Raw genomic sequence first — 24716 nt, 5'->3', positions numbered from 1 at the left:
CGCTACTTCTTCATAGAAGCTATTTGCGCCTGGAAAGGCTTGTATTCGCGATTGTCCAGCAGGCAAACGGTCACTTCGCGGAGACTCGTTTTACCAGCCAGGTGATCCGAGATACTACCGAGCAGAACACGGGCGCACATATCGAGAGGAACGCCATAGAAACCGGTGCCCATAGGAGGAAAAACAATCGCCTTGATTCCCTTGCCTTCGGCTTGCTTCAATGCGTTGTCAATCGTTGCCTTGAGTTTGTTCTCCAAACCTTCTTCCTGAAATCTTGGCCCGACGGCATGAATAATATGCTTGGCCTTCATTTCCCCTGCCCCGGTCACAACTGCCTCGGTGGTTTTGAGTGAACCGAGCTCCTTGAGTTCTTTTTGCACTTCCGGCCCACCACGAATCGAGATCGCCGTGCCAAAACCAGACCCTAAATTAAGGTCGTGCTGAGCATAGTAGACAACCGCCTCAATATCGAGATCGATGATGTCTCCTTTGACCAGCCGAAGGGAACGATCGTTGACTGTTAGCTCATCTGCCATGTGAAACCTCATTCATCTATTGTTATTTGTTTGTCTGCAAGTTTGGGAACACCCCGAATACATGAGTTAAGTTCTTCGACACTAAACGGTTTTCGTATCCAGCCGAAGACCTCATGGTCACAGTAGTCCTCTGTTGTCCTGGTTTTGGATGAGAGAATTATACGGGCTACGGGGATGCGTATGTCTGAGAAAAGACTGCTGCACAGATTGGCCGTTCTCTTTTTGCCAAAGGCACAGTCTATTACAATATAGTCCGGGCGATAAGATTGAATAGCTACTGCGGTTTCGTACTCGCCGGAGGCAAAGCGTATTTGTAGCCCCGATTGCTCTATCCGATTAATTCCCTTGACTAACCTACGGTTTCCGGTGAGAATCAACACGTTGATGCCCTGACCGCTAACAACTTTGAAATAATCGCAGTCGTTGCAGTCAGTGTCACACAAGAGATTGAGACACCCAAATTCGCCCGGCAGGTCTTTCAACTCGTAGCAGCGGCGAGCACGGGAACGATAGGTGATGCAATCCATGCACTCAGCCTTGATTTTACCACCGGCGGCGAGAAACTCCCAACAGTACTGGTGAGCCTGAGTATCCGAGGCTAGAGTAACTGGTGGGGCCTGATCGTGAAGGCCAGACTCTGGCATTCTCAGCTCCGAAATCGGGATACGGAAATGCCCCCCAAGAGTCCGATAAGATTTCACTTTACCGGCTTTTACCCACTTCAAAACTGTGTCAGGCGAGACACTTAGCAGTTTAGCTGCCTGAGTGGTTGTCAGGTAGTCTTTCTCTCTGTTGTCGTCAGGCATTTCTGAGCTTTCTGACTTTTCTGTGTTTTCTGTATAATATTGGCCATTCTGCGTTTGTCAACAGGATTTTTTGGGTGAAGCTGTCTTTTTGACTGGATTCCGCTTGACAAATCGGTACGACTTGTCGATATTGATAACTAAACGGTTGGTTAAACTAAACGGTTGGTCGAAATGGATACCAAGAAGAACGAAATGTCGAACGCTTCCCCTGTACCTGAAAAGGAGCCCAGCCGGAGAATTCTCGAAGCAGCTTTGAAGGAGTTCTCCCGCTATGGTGTGGAAGGTGCCCGTGTTGATCGTATCGCCCAAAAAGCAGGTGTCAACAAGGCCATGATCTACTACTACTTTTCATCCAAGGAAAATCTCTACTCCGAGGTTCTCAAAGTCAGTTTTGGCAAGATAATAGCCTCTCTCAAAACGAAGACAGCGGAGTTTTCCGATTTGGAGAACGTCCTGGAAACCATTCAGGACGGTTGGAGATTGGTGTTTTTGAGGCAGCCGGACGTGTCCAAGCTGCTGTTGCGTGAGCTTGCTAATCCTGAGAGCAATGTGATCCCGGTATTGGCCTCAATCATCTCACGTTCTGAAATACCTCAGATCATTAGACATCAGTTCGAACAGGGAATCGAGGATAAGACTCTAAGGCCAATAGATATTCGCCAGGCCTGGGTTTCGTTTGTTACGATGAATATTGGCTATTTTCTATTATCCCCCCTGCTGGACCGGGTACTCGAAATCACTGACAGCGAGCAGTTCGCCCAAGAGCGCCGCCCGGCAATAATGGATCTTTTTCTAAACGGAGTGAAAGCGCGATGAAAATACGTCCATTCATGCTGACAGCTATTCTTCTGTTAGTTATCCTGATGATCGTTACCACAGCCTATGCTCGGGATCTCAGTTTGAGCGATGCTCTTGTTCTGGCAGGAGAGCATTCTCATTCGTTGAAGAAAGCTCAGGCTGATCGGATGGCGGCTCTGTATGGAGCCAAAGCTGCCCGATCAGGTCGGCTCCCGACGGTTTCGATAAACGCAATGGGGACTTATATTTCTGAGGTGCCTTCATTAGACATCAACGTCGGTGCCTTTTCCATGAGTCGCGAGGTGGGTACACACGAAAACTACCAGACCGACCTACGCCTGACAATGCCAATCTATACCGGCGGCAGGATCACTGGCGGTATTGCAGCAGCCGAGGCTGGCCTCAGTCGAAATCGTGCTCTTGAGCAGGCAAGCTCGGACGCGGTCTGCTTTATGACTCGATATTCGTACTTGCGGCTGGCTCGTACCGACCAGGAAGTTACTGCAGTTGAAGCTTCGCTGGCTCGTATCCGACTCGTTCAGGCGGATGTGCAGGCTTTGCACGCGGCCGGGGCGGCGGACTCGGTCGCTCTGCTCGAAGCGGAGCTGGCTGTGACTGGGGCATCTCTCCGTGTGACGACAGCCAAGAATGAACGTCGCGCGGCAGAGATTGAGTTGAGCATCATACTGGGATTACTGCCGGAGGAGCACTTGGCCGCGAGCGACACACTGCCCCAGCCGAGCATCGACCAACAAGTGGCCATCTTGGGAGCTAAGCCACAAATTGAGGTAGCTCGGGCAGGCATTGAACACAGCAAAGCAAGAGTACGGTTGGCGCGTTCGGCGATGGTGCCATCGCTTTTGGTTTTCGCAGGATATTCCTATGGCAAACCCAATCTGGATCGTTTTAATGATAACTGGAATGACTATTGGACAGTCGGCGGTCAACTAAGTTGGTCGTTCAATCTTGGCAGGCAAACCACACATGAGAGTCAGAGAGCAAAGTGGCATCTCAGGAGCGCACAGCGGGAACATGATCGGGTGGCTGAAGAACTGGATAGGGAGGTTCTGCTGGCTCGTCAGAAATTATTGCTTGCTTATGAACGCTGGGTCACAACCAAATCACAAAACCGAGTAGCTTCGGACAGCTACCGACTGGCTCGTGCCGGTCATCGGGAAGGAGCATTGTCATCGAATCGCTTGCTGGAGATCGAAGCATCTCTGACCGAAGCAGAGTCATCGGAAGCGGCGGCGCAGGTTGATTTCCATATAGCTCAGGCGGCTCATTATTATGCCCTTGGATCGGATAAACTCAAGAGAGGTTTCTGATATGAAATATTATGCCTTAGTACTATTGCTTCTTTTCGGGCTTGTTGGCTGTGGTTCCGATGACTCAGGCGTCGGCGGGTCAGGGTTCATCGAAACCACCGAGGTGTTGATCTCATCCGAAACCACCGGGCGCATTCTGAGTATTGCTTTCGACGAAGGTGACCATATCTCAAATGGGGATACTCTTGCTATAATTGATCCCACTCGCATTGAGTTGGAACTGGCGTCTGCCAGAGCGGGCTGCACAGTAGCGCTGGCCAATCTTGAGACGGCTCGGATTGGGGTTGATAAAGCGCACCAAACCGAACAGTACGCCCTTTCCGAAGAGATGCGTATGGCGCAACTGGTCAAATCCAGCACTGCCACCGGCCAGCAATATGACCGTGTTGCTCATGAGCACTCTCTGGCAAAGGTGGGACTTCAAGCCGCTGAAGCTACCGTGGCCACGCTCGAAGCTCAGTTAGATAAAATTGATACCGACCTGGATCGTCTCGAACGGCAACTTGAGGATTGTTATCCTGTGGCTCCGATTTCAGGTGTTGTAACCGAGAAACTTATCGAGGCTGGTGAACTTCTGACACCGGGGCGTTCGATTGCGACGCTGGCGGTCCTCGATTCCGTGTGGGTCAAAGTGTATCTGCCGGCCGGTGATTTTGCGACCGTGAAAATCGGTGATCACGCTACGATTGATACTGAAGCAGGTCGTACCTATGAAGGAACGATTTTCTGGACCTCGGATGAGGCGGAGTTCACTCCCAAGAATGTCCAGACCGCCAAGTCCCGGGCCGATCTTGTTTATGCTGCGAAAGTACGAATAGTCAACTCCGACGGCAGCCTTAAGATTGGTATGCCGGTCTATGTCACCCTGGGAGAATGATGGCGTTTCTCGAAGTCGAACATTTGCAGAAGGCGTACGATTCGGTGTCGGCCGTCAATGATTTTTCGTTCTCACTTGACCGGGGTGAGATTTATGCGCTGGTTGGTCCGGACGGCGCGGGCAAAACGACGATCATGCGTATGTTGTGTAACCTGGTTCGCCCTGATAGCGGCGGTGCCACGATTGATGGTCACGATTTCTTTGCCCAGTTTGATCAGGTCAAACCGATGCTCGGATACATGCCGCAGATATTTTCGCTCTATCCTGATCTAAGCGTTGAAGAAAACCTGGTGTTTCATGCCGGTATTTATGATGTCGTCGGGGATAAGTATCGGCGAAAGCGTGATGAGATGTACGGCTTTTCACGCCTGCAACCCTTTGCCAATCGTCGCGCAAGTGATCTTTCCGGTGGGATGAAGCAGAAACTGGCTCTTTCCTGTGCTCTTATGCATGAGCCGGGTTTGCTGATTCTTGATGAACCCACGACCGGCGTTGACCCGTTGTCGCGGCGTCAGTTCTGGGATATTCTTCTGCAACTCAAGAAACAGGGAGTGGCAATTATGGTGGCCACGCCGTACATGGACGAAGTAGCCCGGGTCGATCGCGCCTGTTTCATGTTCGGCGGGCGTAAATTGGCGGAGGGAACTCCAGCGGAGTTGGTGCAAACCTTCGATGGTTGCGTGTTCTTTGTAGATTTCATTCCGGACGCCAAGACAGTCACGTTTCTCAACAGTATTGAAGGTCTTGCGGCCAGTCGTTTCGGAGCCGGGTTACATCTTTATTTAGCTACTGAAGATACACCTGAGCGATACCGCGCTGAGTTGACTTCGGCAGGGATCGATCCATCGGCCGCTCGTCCGGTCGCCCCTGATCTTGAGGATTGTTTCGTGCAGTTGATGGAGAGACCGGTATGAGCCAACCCGCAGTAGAGACACAATTGCTCACGCGCCGGTTTGGTTCGTTCACAGCGGTGGACAAAGTCACGCTGAGCATATCGGCTGGCGAGACGTTTGGTTTTCTGGGAGCGAACGGGGCGGGCAAGACAACCACGATCAGGATGTTATGCGGATTATTATTACCGACTGAGGGGGAGGGGATGGTCGCCGGACTTGATGTCTTTAGCCAATCGGAACAGATCAAACGTTCCATTGGCTATATGTCACAGAAGTTCTCGTTATACTCCGATCTTACCGGACGCGAGAATTTGAATTTCTATGGCGCAGCTTATGGTCTTAGTAGGTCTCACACCAGGGAACGGATTAACGATTTATCGGACCGGCTTGAGCTGGCGGAGTTTCTTGATCGACCTTCCAAATCTTTGCCGACCGGGTGGCGTCAGCGACTGGCATTAGGGGCGGCACTGTTGCACGAGCCTCGCATTCTGTTTCTCGATGAACCGACCGGTGGCGTGGACCCGATTTTTCGACGGAAATTCTGGAGCTTGTTGTATGATCTAGCTGAGGAGGAAGTCACGATTTTTGTGACGACTCATTACATGGACGAGGCGGAATACTGCGATAGGATTTCGATTATGCACCAGGGGCGGATCGTCGAAATGGGCAAGCCGTTTGAAATCGTCGCCGCGCATGACGAAGCCAACCTGGAGGATACCTTCATCTCTTTGATCTCCGGGCGGGAGAACGTCGATGCGTAAGATTCTGTTTATGGCGCGCAAAGAAGGATACCACATCCTGCGCGATTCCCGCTCATTGATGATTGTAATCATAATGCCGATCATGATGACGTTTTTGTACGGCTATGCCATCAATATGGATATTGAGAATGTTGTACTGGGTATAGTGGATTATGACCGGACTTCACTTTCGCGGGATCTGTCAGACCGTTTCTATCGCTCGGCCTATTTTAACGAACCGTCGGTTCCGGTTGATCTCGATGATCCGGAAGCCTGTCTGCGTTCCTCAGAGGCGAATGCTGTGCTTATTATTCGTCCCGGGTATGCAAAGTCCATTCAGTCCAATACTCCGTTTTCACTGGGTATGTTGCTCGACGGGTCCGACAACAATCTCGCCGCCGCCACTCAAAACTACGCCCAGGCTGTGCTGGGGGAGGTGATGGCCTCGCGCTTGCCATCGGGACAAGAGATGCCGGGTATAACAATTTCGCGTCAGGTGCTGTACAATCCTGATCTCAAGTCAGCCCATTTCTTTGTCCCCGGATTGGTGGCGATAATTCTGGTAATGATTTCGGCTTTGCTGACTTCAATCACGATTGCTCGAGAAAGAGAAACCGGCACTCTCGAACAACTCCACACTGCTCCGGTCAAGCCGATACAAATCCTGCTGGGCAAGCTGGTTCCATATATCGTTATCGCCCTGATTGATGGTCTACTGATTGTGGTCATGGCTCGGATTGTTTTTGGCGTGCCATTTGTCGGCTCACCTGCCCTGATGCTTGGCTTCGGTTTAATCTATGTTATTACCGGTCTCGCCCTCGGTATACTGATCTCCACTCTGGTCAGCACTCAACAGCTGGCCATGATGTTTGCCCTGACCGCCACTATGTTGCCGTCAGTTATGCTATCGGGGTTTATCTTTGCCATCAAGAATATGCCGCCGGTGTTGCAGGTTATCAGCTACATTATCCCGGCGCGGTATTTCATCGTTATCATCCGGGGTATCATGCTCAAAGGAGCCGTCTTTGAAGTCATGGCGGTCCAGGGGTTGAGCCTGCTGGTAATGATGATCGTCACTCTGACAATTGCGACCAGGCGATTTTCTGCGGAGGCAAAGTGATGCGTGCTCTGCTGGGAATGATCCGCAAAGAGTTTATCCAGATTTTCCGTGATCGAAACATGCTGCGGATGATTTTCGCTATGCCTATCATTCAGCTAATCCTGTTTGGATATGTGGTCAATACGGAAGTGCGGCTAATAGAACTGGATGTCTATGATGCCAGCCGGTCCCAGGATTCCCGCGAACTGGTCGGTGCCCTGACGGCTGTGGGATATTTCGTCCCACAATATATCGATGCTTCCTTGTTCGACATAGAGGACCGATTTCGCGACGGCTCAGCCGAGATGGCACTGCTTATTCCCGAGGATTTCTGCGGAGAATTTACTCGTGACGAACGTACCACTGTAGGACTTCTGGCTGACGGTTCCAACTCCAGCGTGGCTGGGATCGGGCTCGGATATGCTTCCCGAATTATCAGTCAGTATGGGCACCAACAACTGGGAATTGAGCCGCCGTTGGATATTCGTTATCGGACCCTGTATAACCCGGAGATGGAGTCCGTCTATTATATGGTTCCGGGTATTCTTGTGGCGTTACTAACGATGGTCACCGTTATGCTCACCTCGATGGCCATTGTTCGCGAGCGAGAACATGGCACGCTTGAGCAGTTGATAGTAACCCCGATATCGACGCCGGTGCTTCTGCTGGGGAAGATTTTGCCGTTTGCCATTCTGGGGTTGTTCGAGATGTGTCTGGCGTTGACGGTAGGCATACTCTGGTTTTCCATTCCGTTCGCAGGATCACTGATATTACTTTTTGCACTGACCGGTCTCTACCTGGTGACAACGTTGGGCATGGGGTTGTTCTTTTCCACCGTGACCTCGACACAGCAGCAGGCGATGTTTTTTGCCTGGTTCTTTTTTGTGTTCGCCATGCTTACTTCCGGTCTGTTCACGCCGGTAGCCAATATGCCCGATTGGATGCAATACGTAACTTATCTTAATCCGATGCGATTCTTCTTAAACATTACGCGGGGAATAATGATGCGAGGAGCAGGGCTGGTCGATTTGTATAACGACGTGATTATCTTGGCTATCTATGGCGCGGCTATATTTTCGTTCTCGACTCTCCGGTTCACCAAACGAACAGCGTAGGGGGGCGTGCAAGCCTGTTGCGTAAGTTCATTATTGGGCACAGTTGATTCAGCGTGTTAGTCGTCACCGCAGGCAGACTGAGGGCACGAGATTGAAATCGCCCGCACGTATTCGCACAGCCGGAATATCTCGTGTCGCCAATACCGCACCATATTGATCGAGAAACTCCAGCCTGATGTCATAGTCGCCGGGATTAACCCGGAAATCGCCAACATGAACCCGCTGCGGCAGCATGTGGGCACAGCGAAGGTCGGCATTCTCGGTTGCATCATGGACGATATCAACGGCCAATTTACCCAACCACCCGCCCAGTCCACCGTCATCGACTTTCTTTTTCAGTTTATGGGCGGCCAGTGATTTGCCTATCGTTCGCAGGACTGTACGCCACAGAATAACCCCCTGACGGGCAGCAAATGTCTCCTGTGCTATCAGCTCGATATCTTCCACCAACTGTAAATAGCCGAGAACGCTGCCATTGACGATGACTTTCACAGATGCGATTTGCGACGGGCGTGTCTTTAGTTGGGGAATTGACAACTTCGCATACATATCTCCCAGTCCGTCCGGTAGCGGATAGTTGGCAAAAACAGTATTAGCGTCGTTGCCGTCGTCATAGATGATAGTCAACAGGTTGAGCTGTTTATCCGCTCGTATCCGCAGATTGAGCGCTTCTTTCACTGGAGCCAACCCCGTCAGCGCGACAACGCTCAACATGGCCATATCGTCCAGAGCGTAGTCTATATCCGGCGGATCAAAGGGATAGATGTGGGGCTGAGAGCGAAAAGCGGATTGAAGATAACTGTAGTCGATTTCGGCGTCATCGTAAAGCCCGTCGGCGGCATACATGTGCATTGATAGATAACGGACAAAAGCCGAGTTGTTAAACCTGACAGCGTCAGGTTTGTAATCCACAAGGATAGCCGAACTATCCTCGCGCGTTTGCTGGGCAAGTCGGTCATGCGCTTCGACGTATTTCTGTTCGAGCAATTCCAGTTTGTCCCCGGCCCGGCGTACTTCGACGAAGGCATCATCGAACATACCCAGTGCCAGGTAATTCAAGGCAGATATCAGGTTGGTGTACAACACCTCGTAATCCTCACCGGCGTATTCCAGCGCATTGTCGTTGAGGAGCGTGTTGGCCAGAATGGCTTTCGAAATCGATTTGGTGTAAAGATCGTCAGCGGTTTGTTCCGCCTCAGACAGACGCAGAATGCTGGAATCATAGCGTTGAGCGTAATGCCACGTGAGGCCGGCATCAAGATAGTACAGGAAACGATCCTTCTTCCCGTATTTTCCCTCAGTTCGAGCAGCCTCAAGTTTCTGGGCAACCGATTCGTATTCGCCGGTCCGCAGTTCGGCAGTGAGCGGTTCGTAGAATTTCTGTTTGGTGGCCATCGAACCGCAACCACCCAGAACCAGCAGAGAAAGAAAACAACAGGCCGCCGCCGGCCATAATGTGCTGTATCGAGCAGCTACCACTTGTGGCCGCTCTTGGCGATACCTTTCTTGATTTTCTCGGTTCCGAGCCAGACTTTTTCGTTGGACTCGATGTGAATCAGTTCGAGGTCAACCTGGTAGAAAACCGTTCGGCTGCCTTCGATCTGGTCGGTGATGGTCTTTACGGCTCCCAGGAGAATAAAATCCGCGCCGGTTTCCTCGCGCATTTTCTTGCGCGTCTCAGCCGAGGCAAACTCCTGCTGGTCCTGACGTTCGTCTCTAATCTCGTAGCGCTGGTCACGACTGCCGACAAACCGCACGCTACCGCTGTTGATCAGTTCGCGCTCGAAATCCTTGGTGAAAATCTCGCTATCAATGTGCTCGTTGGTCTTGTTGCGGATCGTTCCCACTGTTACGATCGGTTTGGCTCCTGCTTTCTCGACATGGTTGACCAGCCAGGGCCTCCCGAGGCAGTCGGCGATCATCGTCTGAGCTGTCTGTCGCGCGTCGGTCTCGTTCCATTTGCCGCTGAGATCAGTCGTCTCGCCGGGATCAAGGCGTGTTACTTGCTGACCACCGCCGCAACCGATAACGAGAATAGTCAAGACTAGTGTTGCTACTAGGTACTTCATGGAAGCTTCCTTTCTATTGTGTTCCAAAGTCTTCTTTGCCGTTCACCAATTGCAGATTATACCCTTCAATTGTCGGTCACGCTGACTGCAATTGCCACAAGCTGACACGAAGGTGTTGAAGGTACAAGTTTTTTCTGAAGGGAGCAGCCAAGCCGAGTCTTGTAGGTCGAAACTGTCTTCAGTTTCGACATCTGCGCCTACTCCCCGAACTGCCCGTCCGTATCGGGTACGAGCTTGATTCCCCAATCTGGTTGATATATCCCTTTCTTCTGGAACTGCGGGAACGACGAATACGACCAATCCGCTGGGCAATGCGCCAAGCCATGTTTCACGGGATTGTAATGAATGTAATCAATGTGCTGATTGAGATCATCTTGATCCCGGATGATATGATCCCAGAAACGATACTGCCACATGCGTCCGGATTTGAGTTTCAATCGAGACCGCACCTTGGCGCCGAAAGACTGCTTCATACGTTTCATTACATCGGAAGCATTCCTGGAACTTGTTTCCACCAGCATGTGCATGTGATCGGGCAACACGACCCAGGCGATCAAATCGAAATCCTCCTCTGCGGAATAGTGTTCGATGCTTGCCCACAGAAGATCAAAGTGGTCAATGAGAACTGGTTTTCGGTTGTACGTAACGTGCGTGAAAAAACAGAGGTCATTTGGTTTGAAGTGTCGTCGGATGTTTGTCATTTCGTAGTTAATTGTCGAAACTGAAGACAGTTTCGACCTACTCAAGAAGAATCTGTCACCCCTGTAAATCCATCCCCCCGCGTGCGCGAGGGTGACAAAGCATGCCTGTCTACAGCTTGACGCGAAACTGGCCTATAATAGTCACCGATACGCCGTCGGGATTCTCAAATACCCCGCCCAGCGTGCCGAACAACGCGGACGTAGTTACCGAATCGATCAGGCAGGTACCAACAACCGGTTGGAAAACTTTCGACTCGGGTGACAGCTCATAGTGTTTCTGCAATTTCAGAAATGAGTGTCCCTGGAGTTTTACTGTTGCCGTATCGGGCAGGTCGGGTAGCTGTACATAGAGACGGTGCTTCACGTATTCGTCAAGCCCGAATCCGAACTTAGTAAAGCCAGTCAGTTCCGAGCCGCGGAAACCGAGATTCAGAATGATCACACTGCCGTTGCCGGACTGAACCGGTTTATCCACCAGCGGGTCCGCAAGTACTACGCCCGGGACATAGCGCGTCTGCTCCACCTTGACTTTGGTTTTCTCGCCGTCGGTAGTCAGATACAAGTCCATTCGGTATCGACTCGTACAACTACTGACCAGGAGAAGCAGATTCAGAAGGCCAATAACGAGCATTAGATTTTTCTGTGTTCGTTTGTTCATAGTGCTACAACAATAGCCAATATAATCCTGTTCGTCAAATACTGTTCTTAAGTACCCGCTTCTGGCTCAGTAGGTGTTGTTGACAAAAACGGTAAAATTGATATACTGTACATAACAGATCAAGATATACCCACTTGCTCAAGGACAGCGATGCAGACCAAAATATCTCCTCGACCGACGGCACGTCCGTTTTTTTCACGATCAATCCGAATCGTCTTAATGGTGATGCTTGTGATCACAGCGATCGGTGGACAGGCGATCGGCAATGATTTTCTCGTCCCCGTTGATGATTCCATTTCCAAAATGTACTCCAGTGGTGTAGCTCGAACACGGTGGGTAGACCCATCCGGTGGACACCCTATCACTTTTCAGGAGTGGTCAGTGCAAACCGGCGAACGGGGACCCTGGCGGTCGGCGTTGGTAATGACAGCCTCTCCCAAGACAACCGGTCGCGACCTGGTTGGATTCGGCATTCTCATCGACTCAGTTTTGTACAGTCAGGTTGAGGAATCAATTGCGTTGTATGTGCTTGATCTTACCGGCGAAGGCTACGATGTGAAAGTGCACGCAATCAGTGGCGGCACTCCGGCTGATTTGCGCAGTTTTCTCTACAGTGAGTATCTTGATGGCATGGCTGGCTGTGTTTTCATCGGGGACTTGCCGGTGGCATGGTACGAAACTGATTTTGGCGATCCGCCAGCGCACGCTGAATTCCCAATCGATCTGTTCTATATGGATCTTGACGGCAGCTTCGCAGATCTGGATGTGGATGGGATGTACGACGAACACACCGGCAATGTCGAACCGGAAATATATATGGGACGTTTGACGGCCTCGCCGCTTACAATGGGTGGAGACAGCGAAGCTGATCTTCTGATTGACTATTTTGACCGTAATCACCAGTATCGCAGCGGACTATTGCCGCTCAATAATAAGGCTCTGGTTTACATTGAAGACGATTGGGTATCGGGGGCGAACTGGTGGAACACCAACGTAGGAGAGGCGTATTCAGATCGCGAATTTGTGAAAGATGAATGGACAACGTTTGCCCCGGACTACGAGGGCCGGTTGGCCAACACCTACAGTTTCATTCAGGTATGTGTTCACTCGTGGCATGAGGGGCACCAATTTACGAATCCGAGTAGCGAATATTCGTATACGTATAACTCCGAAATCAGGGAGCTGCAACCCGTGTCGCATTTCTATAATCTTTTCGCCTGTTCCAATGCCCTATACGTCGAAAAAGACTACATGTCCGGTTGGTACATCTTTGGTCAGCAGTACGGTCTGGCGGCGATTGGCAGCGCCAAATCCGGGTCGATGCTGGCTTTCGAGGATTTCTATCGTCCCTTCGGTGATGGGAAAGAAATAGGCCAGGCATATCTCGAATGGTTTGTTGATCGCTCTGCCGGTGGCTTTGAGGAATGGGAGATCACCTGGTTCTATGGCATGACCCTCAATGGCGACCCTACGCTGGCTATTCAGAAGAAGAGCACCAGTTTCCTGGCGCAATACGATAATGGCTCGGCCTCCTATATGGTCCATGCTGATGATTATTATAATGTGAGATTTACAGCCGCTAAAACGTGTACCCTGACAACGATTGCAATTGATGGCTACTTCCCCGGTTCTCCTGCGGCTCGTATCTATGTCTGGAACAGTGACGGAGTCTATCCGACGACCGTCATTGACTCCATCGATCTGCCTTCAGGCACGCTTCCCTCTGTAGGCACCATCACCGTTGATGTGTCTGATCGAAATCTGATGTTTTACGAAGCAGCCGAGTTTCATATCGGGATCAATCACCTTAATCCCGGTTCTGAGGACACATTGTGGGTCTATATGGACAACGCCGTGCCGTCGGGTGTGAATCGCAGCGGCGGGTTTTCCGGAGGGGTCTGGAAAACTAATAGCGAATTGCTTGGCGCTGATTACAACTACTTGATCCGAGTCCAAGCCAATGCTGTCCCCGATCCACAGGTGGAGATACTTACCCTTATGGTTCCCGACGGCACCATTGGCCAGCCATACTCCACGACGCTGGAGGCGGCCGGTGGTACCCCCCCCTACACTTGGAGCGTCAACGCCGGAAGTCTTCCCAACGGGATGGAAGTCGATCTGATATCGGGAATCCTGTCCGGCGTATCAACTATTTCAGGGACGTTTAATTTCACCGTACAAGCTGTGGATGGGAACTGCCCTGGCACAGTGGACATTCAGCATCTCTCTGTTGTCATCACCCAGGCATGCGGTGATATCGACGCTAATGGCGAGGAGCCTAATATAGCTGATCTGACCTATCTTGTGGCCTATTTGTTTACTGGTGGTCCGCCACCACCGGTCATGGAAAAGGCCAATGTGGACGGGGTAATTGGTCCGGGTGGAATTATCAACATTTCGGACCTGACCTACTTGGTCGCATATCTATTTACCGGTGGCCCTGCCCCGGTATGCGGGTCTTAGATAGGAAGCCGGAGACGATCAAACGAATCCTCGCTGATCGCTTTCGATAGACTCTGATCTCCGAGCCGGATCACCGGCTGCTGAGCGGGCAAGGACCCGGATTTTGGCAGTTTATTATAGGGGCAATTCGGGGGGAGCTTGTGAAAAAAATCTCTTGACTTGGATGGGGCCGCCAATATATTCCAACACAATGTTTTGGAGCAGGCTGTTATGAGCGTGTTGAAACCCGACCCGAAAGACAGTTCGCGCCGGGACATTCGGCAAATTGGCCTGTATGCGGCAGTGCCCGGATTGTTGTTGGCCGGTCCGTTGATCGGTTACGGAATTGGCTGGTGGTTTGACGGTAAGTTTGATACGAGCCCATATCTGGCCGCCCTGGGTGTCCTGCTTGGGATCGCCGCGGCAGGTATTGAGATTTTTGAGTTGGTGAAGAAAGCTTCCTCGTCGGAGGATGAAGACGACGATGACACAGAATCTCGGACTTGATTTTATAGACCGTACTCTTCGTACGACTGGTATCCTATTATTAATAGGTCTGGTCTTCTGCCTGTATTACCTGGGAATCTATCCTGCATTGGCAATTTTCTCAGCCGGTGTCTGGTCGATGGTCAACTTGATGTTTTTGGCGGCTCTTGTGCGAGCGGCTCTCAGACCGGACGAAGTAGACAAAATGAGAGTGGCCGGTCTTGCCTTTCTGAAATTTCCCCTGCTTTACGTATCCGGATACTTCCTTCTGAAAGTGCCGGTTTTCGATCCGATCCATCTGATCATTGGTTTTTCGGTTATACTTGCAGTGGTGGTTCTTAAGGTTGTCGGTCGGGCTCTTTTCGGTTTGGATGCCAAGGCCCGGAATGATGAAAATATACAAGGGGCCGTTTGATGCTTCTCTATTATGTAAATGCTCTGGCCGTGTCGGTGGCCCAATTCGGTCCGTGGTTGATCGCAACTGCTTCAGGAGGTGAAGCGGGCGAGCACTCGGGTGGTCACGAGGGACCACCGCATTTGCCGAATCTCGTATATTTTCTGACCCACGGAGAGGGTTGGGCATACGAATGGGTAAACGTGATTTTCGCCGGTTTCTCTATGCTTCTTATGATAACTGTGGCCATGTCAGTTTACAAGAAACGCCAGATGATCCCCGGTCCATTCCAAAATGCAATAGAAATGATGGTTGAGGGGATGTACAATTTCATCCACTCAATTCTTGGCAAAGATACCAAAAAGTACGTGCCGTTCCTCGGGACTCTGTTCTTTTACATCTTGATTAACAACTGGATCGGCATGGTACCTTTTGGTCATTCCCCGTCAACAAGCCTTAATATTACCGCCTCGCTGGCCATATTGGTATTCCTTTATGCTCAGTGGACGGGAATCAGTCGGCTGGGGTTGGGCGGCTATATTCATCACCTGTGTGGGAGTCCGGCGGATGTGATCAGTTGGTGTATGGTCCCGTTGATGCTGCCATTGCATATCATTGGTGAACTAGCCAAACCGTTTAGTCTGGCTTTACGTTTGTTTGGTAACATCACCGGTGAGGATACATTGATCGCCGTGTTTGTTGGTTTGGGTATGGCTATTGTAGCCTTCTCGCCTGTGGGTGTTCCGTTGCAGCTACCGTTCTATTTTCTCGGATTGTTGCTTTCGACCATTCAGGCGCTGGTGTTTACACTGTTGTCGACCATTTATATATTGATGATGCTGCCTCATGAGGAACATGCTCATTGAGGCTCCGGAAATAGGATAAGAGAAGAAGTAAGATAGGTTTAGGAAGTTCTTAGGAGGACAAGATGGATTATCAGGCAACACTGGGTCTGGCCGCTCCGCTCGCCGTTGGGCTGGCCGCTATCGGTTCTGGTCTTGGTATTGGCAAAGCCGTAGGTTCCGCGATGGAAGCCATGGGACGTCAGCCGGAAGCCGCCGGAAAGATTCAGACCGCGATGATTATCGGTGCTGCATTTATCGAAGCGCTGACCATCTACGTGTTTATTGTCTTCATCCTGGCCAGCGGCAAGCTCGGCTAATAACCTGAAGCGTCTGAGGTACCTGTCTCGAAATCGAGAACGTACTAGAGAATTCAGGGAGTACTAATGGATGTATCATGGCAACAATTACTGACGCACGCGTTAGGGTTTCTCATTACGGTAGTTATCCTCAAGAAATTTGCTTGGGGACCCCTGCTGAGTATTCTTGAGGAACGCCGCCAGAAGATCGCTGATGAGTTCCAGAGCATTGAGGACGAGAAAGCAAAAGCAGATATGCTGCTTGGCGAATACGAGTCCAAGCTGAAGGATATTGACAGCGAGCGTCGGACCAAGCTGGTCGAGGCTGTTGACGAGGGCAAGAAGATCGCTGCGAAGATAGAGAGCGACGCCCGTGAAAAAGCCCGCGAGATTGACGCCAAAAGCAAGGCGGATCTCAAGCGGGATATTGCCAAAGCCAAGGTTCAGTTGAAGAACGAAATGGTCGCAATCACGATGACAGCTGCTGAGAAGATACTTGCGGAAAAGCTCGATGACGAGAAGAACCGCGAGTTGATCGGACGCTTCATTGAAAACGTTGAGAAAGCCTAAGGGCCGCCTATGTTAGCGCAGGAAGTTGCTCGCAAGTACGCCCAGGCGTTGTTTATGGCCGCCCAGAGTAAGGGCCTCATTGACGCCGCTCATGAGCAGCTTGAAGACTTGAGAAAGTTCATCGCTGAGGACGACACTCTGCTGAACTTCCTCAACGCGCCTCAGGTGCTGGATGAAAACAAACAGGCTCTGATTCGAACTGTTTTTGGAGAACGGCTGGAACAACTGTTTGTCGAGTTTCTCGTAGTCCTCGTGGATAAACACCGGGTGGCCCATCTGGCGGAGATCATCGATGATTTCATCCGTCTGGTCGAAGCCGAGAAGGGGATTGCGCGAGCGACAGTGATTACGGCTAAGGCGCTCGATGAGGAACCGCGACGGAACCTTATCGCCCGTTTGGCGGCCAAGACAAACTTGACCATCCAGATTGAGGAAAAGATTGATCCGGCAATTATGGGTGGTATGATTGTGATTCTGCACAACGAGATCATTGACGGTTCGGTTCGTTATGGACTGGAAATGATTGAGGAGCAGTTGGCCAAAGTTAAGGTAGTTTAGCTCGATTTGTGAATGATAAGGCCGCACCGGTTTGATCGGATAGCGGCTAGTGACGAATAGACCGGCTGATCAATGAATCGGCGGATGACGAAGCGTCCGGGTTACGATTGAATCGTGATCGGGAACAAGCAGGCTTAGCCTGTTGTGGTTTTGGAAGATATAGTTGATGTAAATACAGGAGTTCGGTGATGGGTCTCAACCCTGAAGAAGTATCATCAGTAATCAGAAAAGAGCTGGAAAAGTACGAGACCAAACTCGAAATGGAGTCCGTCGGAACGGTGCTCCAGGTCGGTGACGGAATTGCCCGCATTTGGGGTCTCGAGGATGTCCAGATGTCCGAGCTCATCCAATTCCCCGGCGACATTATGGGACTGGTGCTCAACCTGGAAGAAGACAATGTAGGTGTCGCGATTTTCGGTTCCGACACCAAGATCAAGGAAGGCGATACCGTACGCCGCACCGGCCGCGTGGCTTCGGTGCCGGTAGGTGAGGCACTCCTGGGTCGTGTTGTCAATCCGTTGGGTCAGCCGCTGGACGGCAAAGGACCGATTGTAACCGATAAGTTTCGGGTGATCGAAGGTCGTGCCCCGGGTGTTGTTGAACGTCAGCCGGTGAAAGAACCGCTGCAAACAGGCCTCAAGGCAATTGACTCGATGATCCCGATTGGTCGCGGTCAGCGTGAATTGGTTATTGGTGACCGCCAGACAGGTAAAACGGCATTGGTGCTGGATACGATTATTAATCAGAAAAACTCTGATGTTCATTGCGTCTACGTAGCTATCGGTCAGAAAACATCAACCGTAGTTCAGGTGGTGGAGACACTGCGTAAATACGGCGCGATGGAATATACTACGGTAGTCTCTGCCTGTGCGACCGATCCGGCCCCGCTGCAGTACATTGCTCCCTACTCGGGTTGTGCGATGGCTGAGGAGTTCATGTACAACGGCAAGCACGCGCTTGTTGTCTACGACGATCTTTCAAAACAGGCCCAATCGTATCGGCAGTTGTCTCTGTTGCTTCGTCGTCCGCCGGGACGTGAAGCCTACCCGGGCGACATTTTCTATTGCCACTCCCGTCTTCTGGAACGGGCTGCTAAACTGTCCGACGCTCTCGGTGGTGGATCCCTGACAGCGTTGCCGATTATTGAAACACAAGCCGGCGACGTGTCGGCTTATATCCCGACCAACGTGATTTCGATTACCGATGGCCAGATATTCCTGGAATCGGAACTATTCTTCTCCGGTGTTCGTCCGGCTATCAACGTTGGTATTTCGGTCTCTCGTGTGGGCGGCAACGCGCAGACAAAGATGATGAAGGCCAAGAATGTAGCTGGTAAGCTGAAACTCGATTTGGCTCAGTACCGAGAGTTGGAAGCTTTCACCCAGTTTGGATCTGATCTGGACGAAATGACTCTGCAACAACTCAACCGCGGTGAAAGAATGGTCGAGTTGCTCAAGCAGGGTCAGTATGTGCCTATCGATGTAGCCCGCCAGGTGATTATCATTTGGACCGGGTCTAATGGTTATCTGGATGATATCCCTGTAGATGCTGTGAGTCGGTTTGAAACCGAGTTGCTGGCTTTCTGCGACAAGAGCTATCCCGATATTGAGCATTGGCTTGTTGAGAAGAAGAAACTTGACGAGAAGATCGAGGGCGAATTGACCAAGGCTGTCAAAGCCTTTAAGAAAACGTTTAAGGCGGAATAGTCCGCGTTGAACAGTAACGTGAAGCAGGAAATAACGGATTAGGCAATATAGATGCCAACCCTTCGCGACGTACAAAACAGAATCCGGTCGGTCAAATCGACCCGACGCATTACCAGCGCTATGGAAATGGTCGCAGCCGCCAAGCTGCGCCGTGCCCAGCAACGGGTAGAGGAAGCTCGCCCATACGCTGTCAAGATGGACGAGATGTTGTCCAATCTGGCCGCTGGTTCGACCGGTGAAGTAATCCATCCCTACTTCGAGAAACGGGATGTAAAGAAGAAGACGCTGGTTGTGGTTTCTGCCGACCGCGGTTTCTGCGGCGGTTTCAACTCGAATATCATTCGCCGTGCAACTGCCTGGCTCAACGATAACAAGGATTTCGAGACCGAACTGGTCCTGGTCGGCAAGAAGGGCAATGATTATTTCAAACGGCGCACATTTCCTATCGTCGAGTTCTATGGTGATTGGGGTGGGTCACTTGATTATGACAAGGCAAAGATGCTGGTCAATTATCTGACTACTCGTTTTGTGCAGGGTGAGACGGATGAAATCTCGCTGTTGTACACTCGCTTTGTGTCGATGGTGAAGTTCAAGGCGACGATGGAGGAGTATCTCCCCATCGCACCACCTGAGGCGAATGAAGACGATGCCGCCGGTATGGCTGACTATATTTTCGAGCCGAATGCACAGCGTATCTATGCCGCTCTTATGCCCGGCTATGCGACGACAAAAATGGTTACCGCCCTGGCTGACTCGTTTGCCAGTGAACACGGTAGCCGAATGATTGCCATGAACGCGGCGACTACCAACGCCGGTGAAATGATAGATAATCTGACTCTGGACTACAACAAAGCACGTCAGGGACAGATCACTAAGGAACTGCTCGAAGTTGTCTCCGGAGCGGAGGCACTCAAGGGTTAGTCCCTGTAGAGTACGAAAAAAAAGAACGCTCAGATATATGCGGAGTTTGCCACATGGCTGAAAACATTGGAAAGGTTGTTCAGGTTATCGGTCCAACCGTCGATTGCGAGTTTCGCTCCGACGCTTTGCCGAATATCCTGAATGCCGTCAAGATCGTCGATAAGGAAAAAGAGATCGACCTTACGGTCGAGGTTGCGATGCACGTGGGCGACAATATCGTTCGTTGCGTAGCGCTGGCGTCTACTGACGGCCTGGTGCGCGGTATGGAGGCGGTCGATGTTGGCACCACCATCACTGTGCCGGTTGGCGAAAAAGTGCTGGGGCGTGTCTTCAACCTTCTGGGACAAACGATCGACGCCAAAGGCGATCTCCCTGCTGAAACCCAACGTCTGCCGATTCACCGTGAAGCTCCCTCTTTTGAGGAGCAATCCATTCATGCTGAGATGTTTGAAACGGGTATTAAGGTCATTGACCTGCTTGAGCCGTACCTCAAGGGCGGCAAAGTTGGTATGTTCGGTGGCGCCGGGGTGGGCAAAACGGTTATCATTCAGGAGCTGATCCACAACATCGCCACTCAGCACGGCGGCTACTCGGTGTTCTGCGGAGTAGGTGAACGTACTCGTGAAGGTAACGATCTCTGGTTGGAAATGACCGAATCGGGCGTTATCGAGCGGACTGCTATGGTCTTTGGCCAGATGAACGAACCTCCCGGCTCGCGTTTGCGGGTGGCATTGTCCGGTCTCACTATGGCCGAATATTTCCGCGATGAGGCGGGGCAGGACGTACTGCTGTTTATTGATAATATTTTCCGCTTTGTCCAGGCTGGCTCCGAAGTATCGGCTCTGTTGGGACGTATGCCTTCGGCTGTAGGTTATCAGCCTACGCTTGGAACTGAGATGGGTGGTCTTCAGGAACGAATTACCTCCACGACCTCCGGTTCTATCACATCGGTACAGGCCATTTATGTGCCGGCCGACGATTTGACTGATCCAGCCCCGGCGACTACCTTCTCACATCTGGACGCCACCACCGTGTTGTCGCGTCAGATTGCTGAACTGGGTCTATACCCGGCTGTTGATCCACTGGATTCAACGTCGCGTATTCTCGATCCGGGTGTTGTAGGCGAAGAGCATTACCAGGTAGCTCGTGAGATTCAGGTGACACTCCAACGCTACAAGAATCTTCAGGACATTATCGCTATTCTTGGTATGGACGAGCTCTCAGAGGAAGACAGAGAGATCGTACAGAGAGCACGCAAAATCCAGCGCTTCCTATCGCAGCCGTTCTTCGTAGCGGAGGCGTTCACCGGCACCGAAGGCCGGTATGTCAAGATCGAAGATACCATTAAGGGCTTCAAGATGATTCTGAGCGGTGAGCTGGATCACATCCCCGAGCAGATGTTCTACATGGTCGGTGGTATTGAGGAAGTTCTGGAACGTCACGAGAAAACAAAGAGCTAAGTAGAGAAATATGTTTCTACTTTCGATAGTTACGCCGGAAAAGGTCTTCTTCGAGGCGGAAATCAAGTCACTGGTGGTCCCCGGTACGGAAGGGTATCTGGGGGTTCTGTCCAACCATGCGCCCCTGATAACCGGTCTCATTCCAGGGCGCGTGGAGTTTCGGGATGCCGATGACAAGGTCAACCTGATGGCCGTCTCGGGAGGTTTTCTCGAGGTTTCCAACAACAAGGCCTCGATTCTCGCCGAAGCGGTCGAACGAGCAGACGAGATTGATATCGAACGCGCTCAGGCAGCCTATGAACGGGAGAAGAACAGGCTGATATCCGCCGGAAAAGGCGAGACCGATATCGACCTGCCGTCGGCGAGAGCAGCCGTGGAAAGAGCCCGTAACCGAATAAAGGTGTACAAAGAAGGCTCCGGATCCTGACCAACGGTACCTTGCCGGTATGACCGGTATCCGCTGAGGGCAGCCTGCAGATGAAATTCACGACGACCGGTCCTTTAGGGCCGGTCGTCTTCTTGTTGTATAGGTCTGGACTACAATTATAGGCTCATATCCTCTATCTTGAGGATCCGGGAAGCTCTTTTAACTCTTGACTTTCAAGGGGTGTTTACTTAGTTTCAAAGGCTATGAAATTGCGCCTGCGGGAATATGATACCTTTCCCGTCCGAACCTGCCTGGAGGCGGACCCTGACTCTTTTGAGATTGTTTTTGATGGAGTTTGCGGCGTACGGGAGGTGACAGTCGATCTGGATATTCAAAGATCCGGCGACGAGTTTTTCTGTCAGGCGGATGTGCGAGCAGTTCTGATACTGGAATGTGCACGTTGCCTGGGACATTACGATGCCGAATTGACGACAACGATGAACTTTGTTGTCTGTTCGGAGGTTGTATTTAATGAGTTACGAAAAGAAGCCGAGGATGCGGAAGAGTATGTCTTCTGCGTCGGCGACAGTCAAGAGGCCGACATCAGCAATGTGGTTCGGCAGGCCATTATAACGGCGGTGCCGATGTTGCCGCTGTGTGCGGAAGACTGTCGGGGACTATGTCCCCAATGTGGCGCGAATCGCAACCTCCATGATTGCGATTGCGGCCAGGAAGTAATTGATGAAAGATGGGAAGGTCTCCGAGACCTTCAGGATAAATGAACCTGGAAACGATAGGATAGACTGATGCCACTTCCCAAGCGAAGGCACTCGCGGACACGGGGTCGCAAACGGCGGACCCATTGGAAACTTGCTGTCCCCAACGTGGTGGATTGTCCCCACTGTCACAGTCCCCGGTTGCCGCATCATGTATGCACAACCTGCGGCTACTATAATGGACGCCAGATTATTCCGGCCAAGGACGCCTGAGGGCACTGACGACCCGATGCGATAAGCGTCGGGAGACAGGATGACAATCGAAGGCAAACATACAATTGTTCTTGATGTGATGGGCTCCGACAGCGGTCCCGCTGAGATTATCCATGGCGGCATTGAAGCGGCTCGTAGATTACCGGAGTCGCTCCATGTAATGTTGATCGGCCTTGAGACAGTTATCCGGGAAGTTCTCGATGACTGTCCTGACCGTCCGAACAATATGTCCGTTGTTCATGCCGACCGTGAGGTGCCGATGACTATCTCAGCCACCGAAGGAGTGCGCATGCGCGACAGTTCAATCGCCATTGGCATGCGACAACTTAAGGTCGGGGAGGCTGAGGCATTTGTGTCGCCCGGCAATACCGGGGCGGTGATGGCTACCGCTCTCTTGACCCTGGGTCGCCTCGAAGGTGTCAGTCGCCCGGCAATTACCACCCTGTTCCCGACTTCCGCCGGAAGACCGATTGTCGTACTTGATGTTGGTGCTAATGTCGATTGCAAACCGCTACATCTGTCACAATTTGCGGTCATGGGATCGGTTTATTCGAGCGTCGTTTTTGATCTTGAGGCTCCGCGAGTTGGACTGATATCTATTGGAGAAGAACGCAGCAAAGGAAACGAACTGATTTTTAAGGCCAGCGAGTTACTTCGGGACTCAGACTTGAACTTCGTTGGCAATATCGAAGGGCGTGATATCCTCTCCGGAAGTGTAGATGTAGCGGTGACAGATGGGTTCACGGGCAACATCCTGTTGAAGTTTGCCGAATCTATCAAGCCGATGTTTGTCGGCGCAATGCAACGCCAGGTACAGACCAATGTTTTTTCGCGGATTGGGGCCACGTTGTTATTACCATTCTTGCGGAGAATGAGAAGTCTGTTTGACTATTCCGAATCGGGCGGTGCACCGTTGTTGGGATTGAACGGCAATGTCATTATCTGCCACGGTTCATCCAGCTCAAAGGCAATTGCCAATGCCGTTGTCCTGGCGCACAACATGGTGGCCAAGGGCATCCGGGAGCGAATCTGCCGCGAGTTGAAAAACAATCAATTTGGACACCTTAATGGTTCACAAGATAAGAGCAAAAATAATCGGCACGGGGTCGTATGCTCCGCCACGGCGGATGACCAACGCTGATTTCGAGCGTTTGGTCGATACCTCTGACGAGTGGATAATTACCCGGACCGGCATCAAGGAACGTCGGATTGCTGATCCCGACATGATGGGGTCCGACATGGCCGCAGAGGCCTGTCGCAACGCACTCGATATGGCCGAGTGTACCCCCGAAGAGATCGAAATGCTCATCGTGGGAACGGTCACTCCCGACTATCGTTTGCCCTCCGAAGCCTGTGTTGTTCAGGAGAAGCTGGGTCTGGTCAATGCTGTCGCTTTCGATATTGCAGCGGCCTGCACAGGGTTTATCAACGGTTTGTCATTGGCTAGTTCGGTGATTGAATCTGGACAGGCTAAAAAGGTGATGGTGGTTGGCTGCGAGAGGCTGTCGTCAATTACTAACTACGAAGATCGCAGTACATGTGTGCTGTTTGGCGATGCGGCCGGGGCTGCTGTCTTGAGTGCCGAAACCAATGGCAGCGGAGTAATCTCAACTTTCATGAAGTCCGATGGCCGCCTGGCCAGGCTATTGTGGATGGAAGTAGGCGGTACAAGGGTTCCTTATGACCACAATAATCTTGAAAACGGCAAGGACAAGATCATGATGATCGGGTCTGATGTTTTCAAGGTGGCTGTCCGTGAGATGTGTAATGCGGCACAGAAGGTTGTTGAGCAGGCTGGACTGACCGCTGATGATATTTCGTTGGTCGTTCCGCACCAGGCTAATATCAGGATTATCGATGCTCTAACTAAACGACTAAAAGTAGACAAAAGCAGAGTATTTCAGAATATTGAAATGTATGGCAACACCTCCGCTGCCTCTGTCCCTCTGGCACTGGATCAAGCCAACCGTCAGGGTATCCTCAAATCCGGGGACCACATTCTGATGGTAGCCTTTGGCGGCGGGCTGATATGGGGTGCAGCCCTGGTGAAGTGGTAGGATTT

General features: G+C 51.4%; 28 protein-coding genes. 22 read left to right on the top strand and 6 right to left on the bottom strand.

The features are described from left to right. Positions 1-2: 2 nt before the first annotated feature. A complete protein-coding gene (locus tag KOO62_06760) occupies positions 3-536 on the bottom strand; it encodes a macro domain-containing protein (GenBank protein ID MBU8933692.1) in 534 nt (177 codons plus the stop codon). Between the two features lie 8 nt (positions 537-544). After that, positions 545-1342 carry an excisionase family DNA-binding protein gene (locus KOO62_06755; GenBank protein ID MBU8933691.1) on the bottom strand — a complete coding sequence of 266 codons (798 nt, stop codon included), beginning with the start codon at positions 1340-1342 and terminating at the stop codon, positions 545-547. A gap of 171 nt (positions 1343-1513) precedes the next feature. On the opposite strand from KOO62_06755, the gene KOO62_06750 reads away from it, so the two are divergent. The 7 genes from KOO62_06750 to KOO62_06720 are packed head-to-tail and all read left to right on the top strand — an operon-like array spanning position 1514 to position 8192. Beyond that, positions 1514-2158 carry a TetR/AcrR family transcriptional regulator gene (locus KOO62_06750; GenBank protein MBU8933690.1) on the top strand — a complete coding sequence of 215 codons (645 nt, stop codon included), beginning with the start codon at positions 1514-1516 and terminating at the stop codon, positions 2156-2158. Next, complete coding sequence (locus tag KOO62_06745; protein MBU8933689.1) at positions 2155-3468, top strand: TolC family protein; 1314 nt, start codon at positions 2155-2157, stop codon at positions 3466-3468. Before KOO62_06750 ends, KOO62_06745 begins: the two co-directional genes overlap by 4 nt. Before the next feature lies 1 nt (position 3469). Further along, entirely contained in the window at positions 3470-4345 is an 876-nt protein-coding gene (locus KOO62_06740; GenBank protein ID MBU8933688.1) for an efflux RND transporter periplasmic adaptor subunit, read from the top strand. Further along, a complete protein-coding gene (locus tag KOO62_06735; protein MBU8933687.1) occupies positions 4342-5259 on the top strand; it encodes an ABC transporter ATP-binding protein in 918 nt (305 codons plus the stop codon). Before KOO62_06740 ends, KOO62_06735 begins: the two co-directional genes overlap by 4 nt. After that, positions 5256-5999 (top strand): ATP-binding cassette domain-containing protein, encoded by a 744-nt coding sequence (locus KOO62_06730; protein ID MBU8933686.1) that lies wholly within the window; start codon positions 5256-5258, stop codon positions 5997-5999. Before KOO62_06735 ends, KOO62_06730 begins: the two co-directional genes overlap by 4 nt. After that, positions 5992-7098 carry an ABC transporter permease gene (locus tag KOO62_06725; GenBank protein MBU8933685.1) on the top strand — a complete coding sequence of 369 codons (1107 nt, stop codon included), beginning with the start codon at positions 5992-5994 and terminating at the stop codon, positions 7096-7098. Before KOO62_06730 ends, KOO62_06725 begins: the two co-directional genes overlap by 8 nt. Beyond that, positions 7098-8192, top strand: a complete 1095-nt coding sequence (locus KOO62_06720; GenBank protein MBU8933684.1) for an ABC transporter permease — start codon at positions 7098-7100, stop codon at positions 8190-8192. The genes KOO62_06725 and KOO62_06720 overlap by 1 nt, the downstream gene beginning before the upstream one ends. Positions 8193-8255: 63 nt before the next feature. Here the strand turns inward: KOO62_06720 and KOO62_06715 are convergent, their stop codons facing one another. The 4 genes from KOO62_06715 to KOO62_06700 all read right to left on the bottom strand — a co-directional run bounded on the left by KOO62_06715 (position 8256) and on the right by KOO62_06700 (position 11620). Beyond that, complete coding sequence (locus tag KOO62_06715) at positions 8256-9671, bottom strand: hypothetical protein (protein MBU8933683.1); 1416 nt, start codon at positions 9669-9671, stop codon at positions 8256-8258. Further along, positions 9665-10261, bottom strand: coding sequence for a penicillin-binding protein activator LpoB (locus tag KOO62_06710; GenBank protein MBU8933682.1), 597 nt, complete (start codon positions 10259-10261; stop codon positions 9665-9667). Before KOO62_06710 ends, KOO62_06715 begins: the two co-directional genes overlap by 7 nt. A 197-nt stretch (positions 10262-10458) precedes the next feature. Then, entirely contained in the window at positions 10459-11007 is a 549-nt protein-coding gene (locus KOO62_06705) for a transposase (GenBank protein MBU8933681.1), read from the bottom strand. 64 nt (positions 11008-11071) lie between these two features. Then, positions 11072-11620: a hypothetical protein gene (locus KOO62_06700; GenBank protein MBU8933680.1), complete on the bottom strand. Its 549-nt coding sequence runs from the start codon at positions 11618-11620 to the stop codon at positions 11072-11074. 231 nt (positions 11621-11851) lie between these two features. Between KOO62_06700 and KOO62_06695 the strand changes: the two genes are divergently transcribed. The 15 genes from KOO62_06695 (at position 11852) to KOO62_06625 (ending at position 24711) form a co-directional block, all read left to right on the top strand. Continuing rightward, complete coding sequence (locus tag KOO62_06695) at positions 11852-14083, top strand: Ig domain-containing protein (protein MBU8933679.1); 2232 nt, start codon at positions 11852-11854, stop codon at positions 14081-14083. A gap of 210 nt (positions 14084-14293) precedes the next feature. Next, a complete protein-coding gene (locus KOO62_06690) occupies positions 14294-14569 on the top strand; it encodes an AtpZ/AtpI family protein (GenBank protein ID MBU8933678.1) in 276 nt (91 codons plus the stop codon). Continuing rightward, positions 14547-14963: a hypothetical protein gene (locus tag KOO62_06685; GenBank protein MBU8933677.1), complete on the top strand. Its 417-nt coding sequence runs from the start codon at positions 14547-14549 to the stop codon at positions 14961-14963. Before KOO62_06690 ends, KOO62_06685 begins: the two co-directional genes overlap by 23 nt. Beyond that, complete coding sequence (gene atpB / locus KOO62_06680; GenBank protein ID MBU8933676.1) at positions 14963-15808, top strand: F0F1 ATP synthase subunit A; 846 nt, start codon at positions 14963-14965, stop codon at positions 15806-15808. The genes KOO62_06685 and atpB overlap by 1 nt, the downstream gene beginning before the upstream one ends. Positions 15809-15870: 62 nt before the next feature. Next, a complete protein-coding gene (gene atpE / locus KOO62_06675; protein MBU8933675.1) occupies positions 15871-16104 on the top strand; it encodes an ATP synthase F0 subunit C in 234 nt (77 codons plus the stop codon). A gap of 66 nt (positions 16105-16170) precedes the next feature. Beyond that, complete coding sequence (gene atpF, locus KOO62_06670; protein MBU8933674.1) at positions 16171-16653, top strand: F0F1 ATP synthase subunit B; 483 nt, start codon at positions 16171-16173, stop codon at positions 16651-16653. Positions 16654-16662: 9 nt separating this feature from the next. After that, a complete protein-coding gene (gene atpH / locus KOO62_06665; protein MBU8933673.1) occupies positions 16663-17211 on the top strand; it encodes an ATP synthase F1 subunit delta in 549 nt (182 codons plus the stop codon). Positions 17212-17399: 188 nt separating this feature from the next. Beyond that, on the top strand, positions 17400-18917 hold the full coding sequence (atpA, locus tag KOO62_06660) for a F0F1 ATP synthase subunit alpha (protein MBU8933672.1): 1518 nt from the start codon (positions 17400-17402) through the stop codon (positions 18915-18917). A gap of 51 nt (positions 18918-18968) precedes the next feature. Further along, positions 18969-19838 carry an ATP synthase F1 subunit gamma gene (gene atpG, locus KOO62_06655; protein MBU8933671.1) on the top strand — a complete coding sequence of 290 codons (870 nt, stop codon included), beginning with the start codon at positions 18969-18971 and terminating at the stop codon, positions 19836-19838. 53 nt (positions 19839-19891) lie between these two features. Next, a complete protein-coding gene (atpD, locus tag KOO62_06650) occupies positions 19892-21298 on the top strand; it encodes a F0F1 ATP synthase subunit beta (GenBank protein MBU8933670.1) in 1407 nt (468 codons plus the stop codon). A 10-nt stretch (positions 21299-21308) separates the two neighbouring features. Next, on the top strand, positions 21309-21725 hold the full coding sequence (gene atpC / locus KOO62_06645; protein MBU8933669.1) for an ATP synthase F1 subunit epsilon: 417 nt from the start codon (positions 21309-21311) through the stop codon (positions 21723-21725). A gap of 203 nt (positions 21726-21928) precedes the next feature. Beyond that, positions 21929-22447, top strand: a complete 519-nt coding sequence (locus KOO62_06640) for a DUF177 domain-containing protein (protein MBU8933668.1) — start codon at positions 21929-21931, stop codon at positions 22445-22447. A gap of 24 nt (positions 22448-22471) precedes the next feature. Beyond that, on the top strand, positions 22472-22654 hold the full coding sequence (rpmF, locus tag KOO62_06635) for a 50S ribosomal protein L32 (protein ID MBU8933667.1): 183 nt from the start codon (positions 22472-22474) through the stop codon (positions 22652-22654). A 40-nt stretch (positions 22655-22694) separates the two neighbouring features. Then, positions 22695-23795, top strand: coding sequence for a phosphate acyltransferase PlsX (gene plsX, locus KOO62_06630; protein MBU8933666.1), 1101 nt, complete (start codon positions 22695-22697; stop codon positions 23793-23795). Then, the gene (locus KOO62_06625; protein ID MBU8933665.1) at positions 23722-24711 is read left to right on the top strand and encodes a ketoacyl-ACP synthase III; all 990 of its coding nucleotides are present in this window, start codon (positions 23722-23724) and stop codon (positions 24709-24711) included. Before plsX ends, KOO62_06625 begins: the two co-directional genes overlap by 74 nt. The last annotated feature ends 5 nt before the right edge of the window (positions 24712-24716 follow it).

The organism is Candidatus Zixiibacteriota bacterium, assembly GCA_019038695.1.
Lineage (GTDB): Bacteria > Zixibacteria > MSB-5A5 > GN15 > FEB-12 > B120-G9.
The sequence above is the reverse complement of the archived record's forward strand: the minus strand, read 5'-3'. Positions and strand labels throughout refer to the sequence as shown.

Bases quoted from the DNA above. Each gene is read 5' to 3' on its own strand.
- atpD (MBU8933670.1), top strand. From the start codon at position 19,892: ATGGCTGAAAACATTGGAAAGGTTGTTCAGGTTATCGGTCCAACCGTC.
- KOO62_06740 (MBU8933688.1), top strand. From the start codon at position 3,470: ATGAAATATTATGCCTTAGTACTATTGCTTCTTTTCGGGCTTGTTGGC.
- KOO62_06725 (MBU8933685.1), top strand. From the start codon at position 5,992: ATGCGTAAGATTCTGTTTATGGCGCGCAAAGAAGGATACCACATCCTG.
- atpC (MBU8933669.1), top strand. From the start codon at position 21,309: ATGTTTCTACTTTCGATAGTTACGCCGGAAAAGGTCTTCTTCGAGGCG.
- KOO62_06735 (MBU8933687.1), top strand. From the start codon at position 4,342: ATGATGGCGTTTCTCGAAGTCGAACATTTGCAGAAGGCGTACGATTCG.
- KOO62_06720 (MBU8933684.1), top strand. From the start codon at position 7,098: ATGCGTGCTCTGCTGGGAATGATCCGCAAAGAGTTTATCCAGATTTTC.
- KOO62_06625 (MBU8933665.1), top strand. From the start codon at position 23,722: ATGGTTCACAAGATAAGAGCAAAAATAATCGGCACGGGGTCGTATGCT.
- atpB (MBU8933676.1), top strand. From the start codon at position 14,963: ATGCTTCTCTATTATGTAAATGCTCTGGCCGTGTCGGTGGCCCAATTC.
- atpH (MBU8933673.1), top strand. From the start codon at position 16,663: ATGTTAGCGCAGGAAGTTGCTCGCAAGTACGCCCAGGCGTTGTTTATG.
- atpF (MBU8933674.1), top strand. From the start codon at position 16,171: ATGGATGTATCATGGCAACAATTACTGACGCACGCGTTAGGGTTTCTC.
- atpA (MBU8933672.1), top strand. From the start codon at position 17,400: ATGGGTCTCAACCCTGAAGAAGTATCATCAGTAATCAGAAAAGAGCTG.
- KOO62_06760 (MBU8933692.1), bottom strand. From the start codon at position 536: ATGGCAGATGAGCTAACAGTCAACGATCGTTCCCTTCGGCTGGTCAAA.
- KOO62_06685 (MBU8933677.1), top strand. From the start codon at position 14,547: ATGACACAGAATCTCGGACTTGATTTTATAGACCGTACTCTTCGTACG.
- atpE (MBU8933675.1), top strand. From the start codon at position 15,871: ATGGATTATCAGGCAACACTGGGTCTGGCCGCTCCGCTCGCCGTTGGG.
- KOO62_06755 (MBU8933691.1), bottom strand. From the start codon at position 1,342: ATGCCTGACGACAACAGAGAGAAAGACTACCTGACAACCACTCAGGCA.
- KOO62_06690 (MBU8933678.1), top strand. From the start codon at position 14,294: ATGAGCGTGTTGAAACCCGACCCGAAAGACAGTTCGCGCCGGGACATT.
- KOO62_06745 (MBU8933689.1), top strand. From the start codon at position 2,155: ATGAAAATACGTCCATTCATGCTGACAGCTATTCTTCTGTTAGTTATC.
- plsX (MBU8933666.1), top strand. From the start codon at position 22,695: ATGACAATCGAAGGCAAACATACAATTGTTCTTGATGTGATGGGCTCC.
- KOO62_06710 (MBU8933682.1), bottom strand. From the start codon at position 10,261: ATGAAGTACCTAGTAGCAACACTAGTCTTGACTATTCTCGTTATCGGT.
- atpG (MBU8933671.1), top strand. From the start codon at position 18,969: ATGCCAACCCTTCGCGACGTACAAAACAGAATCCGGTCGGTCAAATCG.
- KOO62_06750 (MBU8933690.1), top strand. From the start codon at position 1,514: ATGGATACCAAGAAGAACGAAATGTCGAACGCTTCCCCTGTACCTGAA.
- KOO62_06700 (MBU8933680.1), bottom strand. From the start codon at position 11,620: ATGAACAAACGAACACAGAAAAATCTAATGCTCGTTATTGGCCTTCTG.
- KOO62_06640 (MBU8933668.1), top strand. From the start codon at position 21,929: ATGAAATTGCGCCTGCGGGAATATGATACCTTTCCCGTCCGAACCTGC.
- rpmF (MBU8933667.1), top strand. From the start codon at position 22,472: ATGCCACTTCCCAAGCGAAGGCACTCGCGGACACGGGGTCGCAAACGG.
- KOO62_06730 (MBU8933686.1), top strand. From the start codon at position 5,256: ATGAGCCAACCCGCAGTAGAGACACAATTGCTCACGCGCCGGTTTGGT.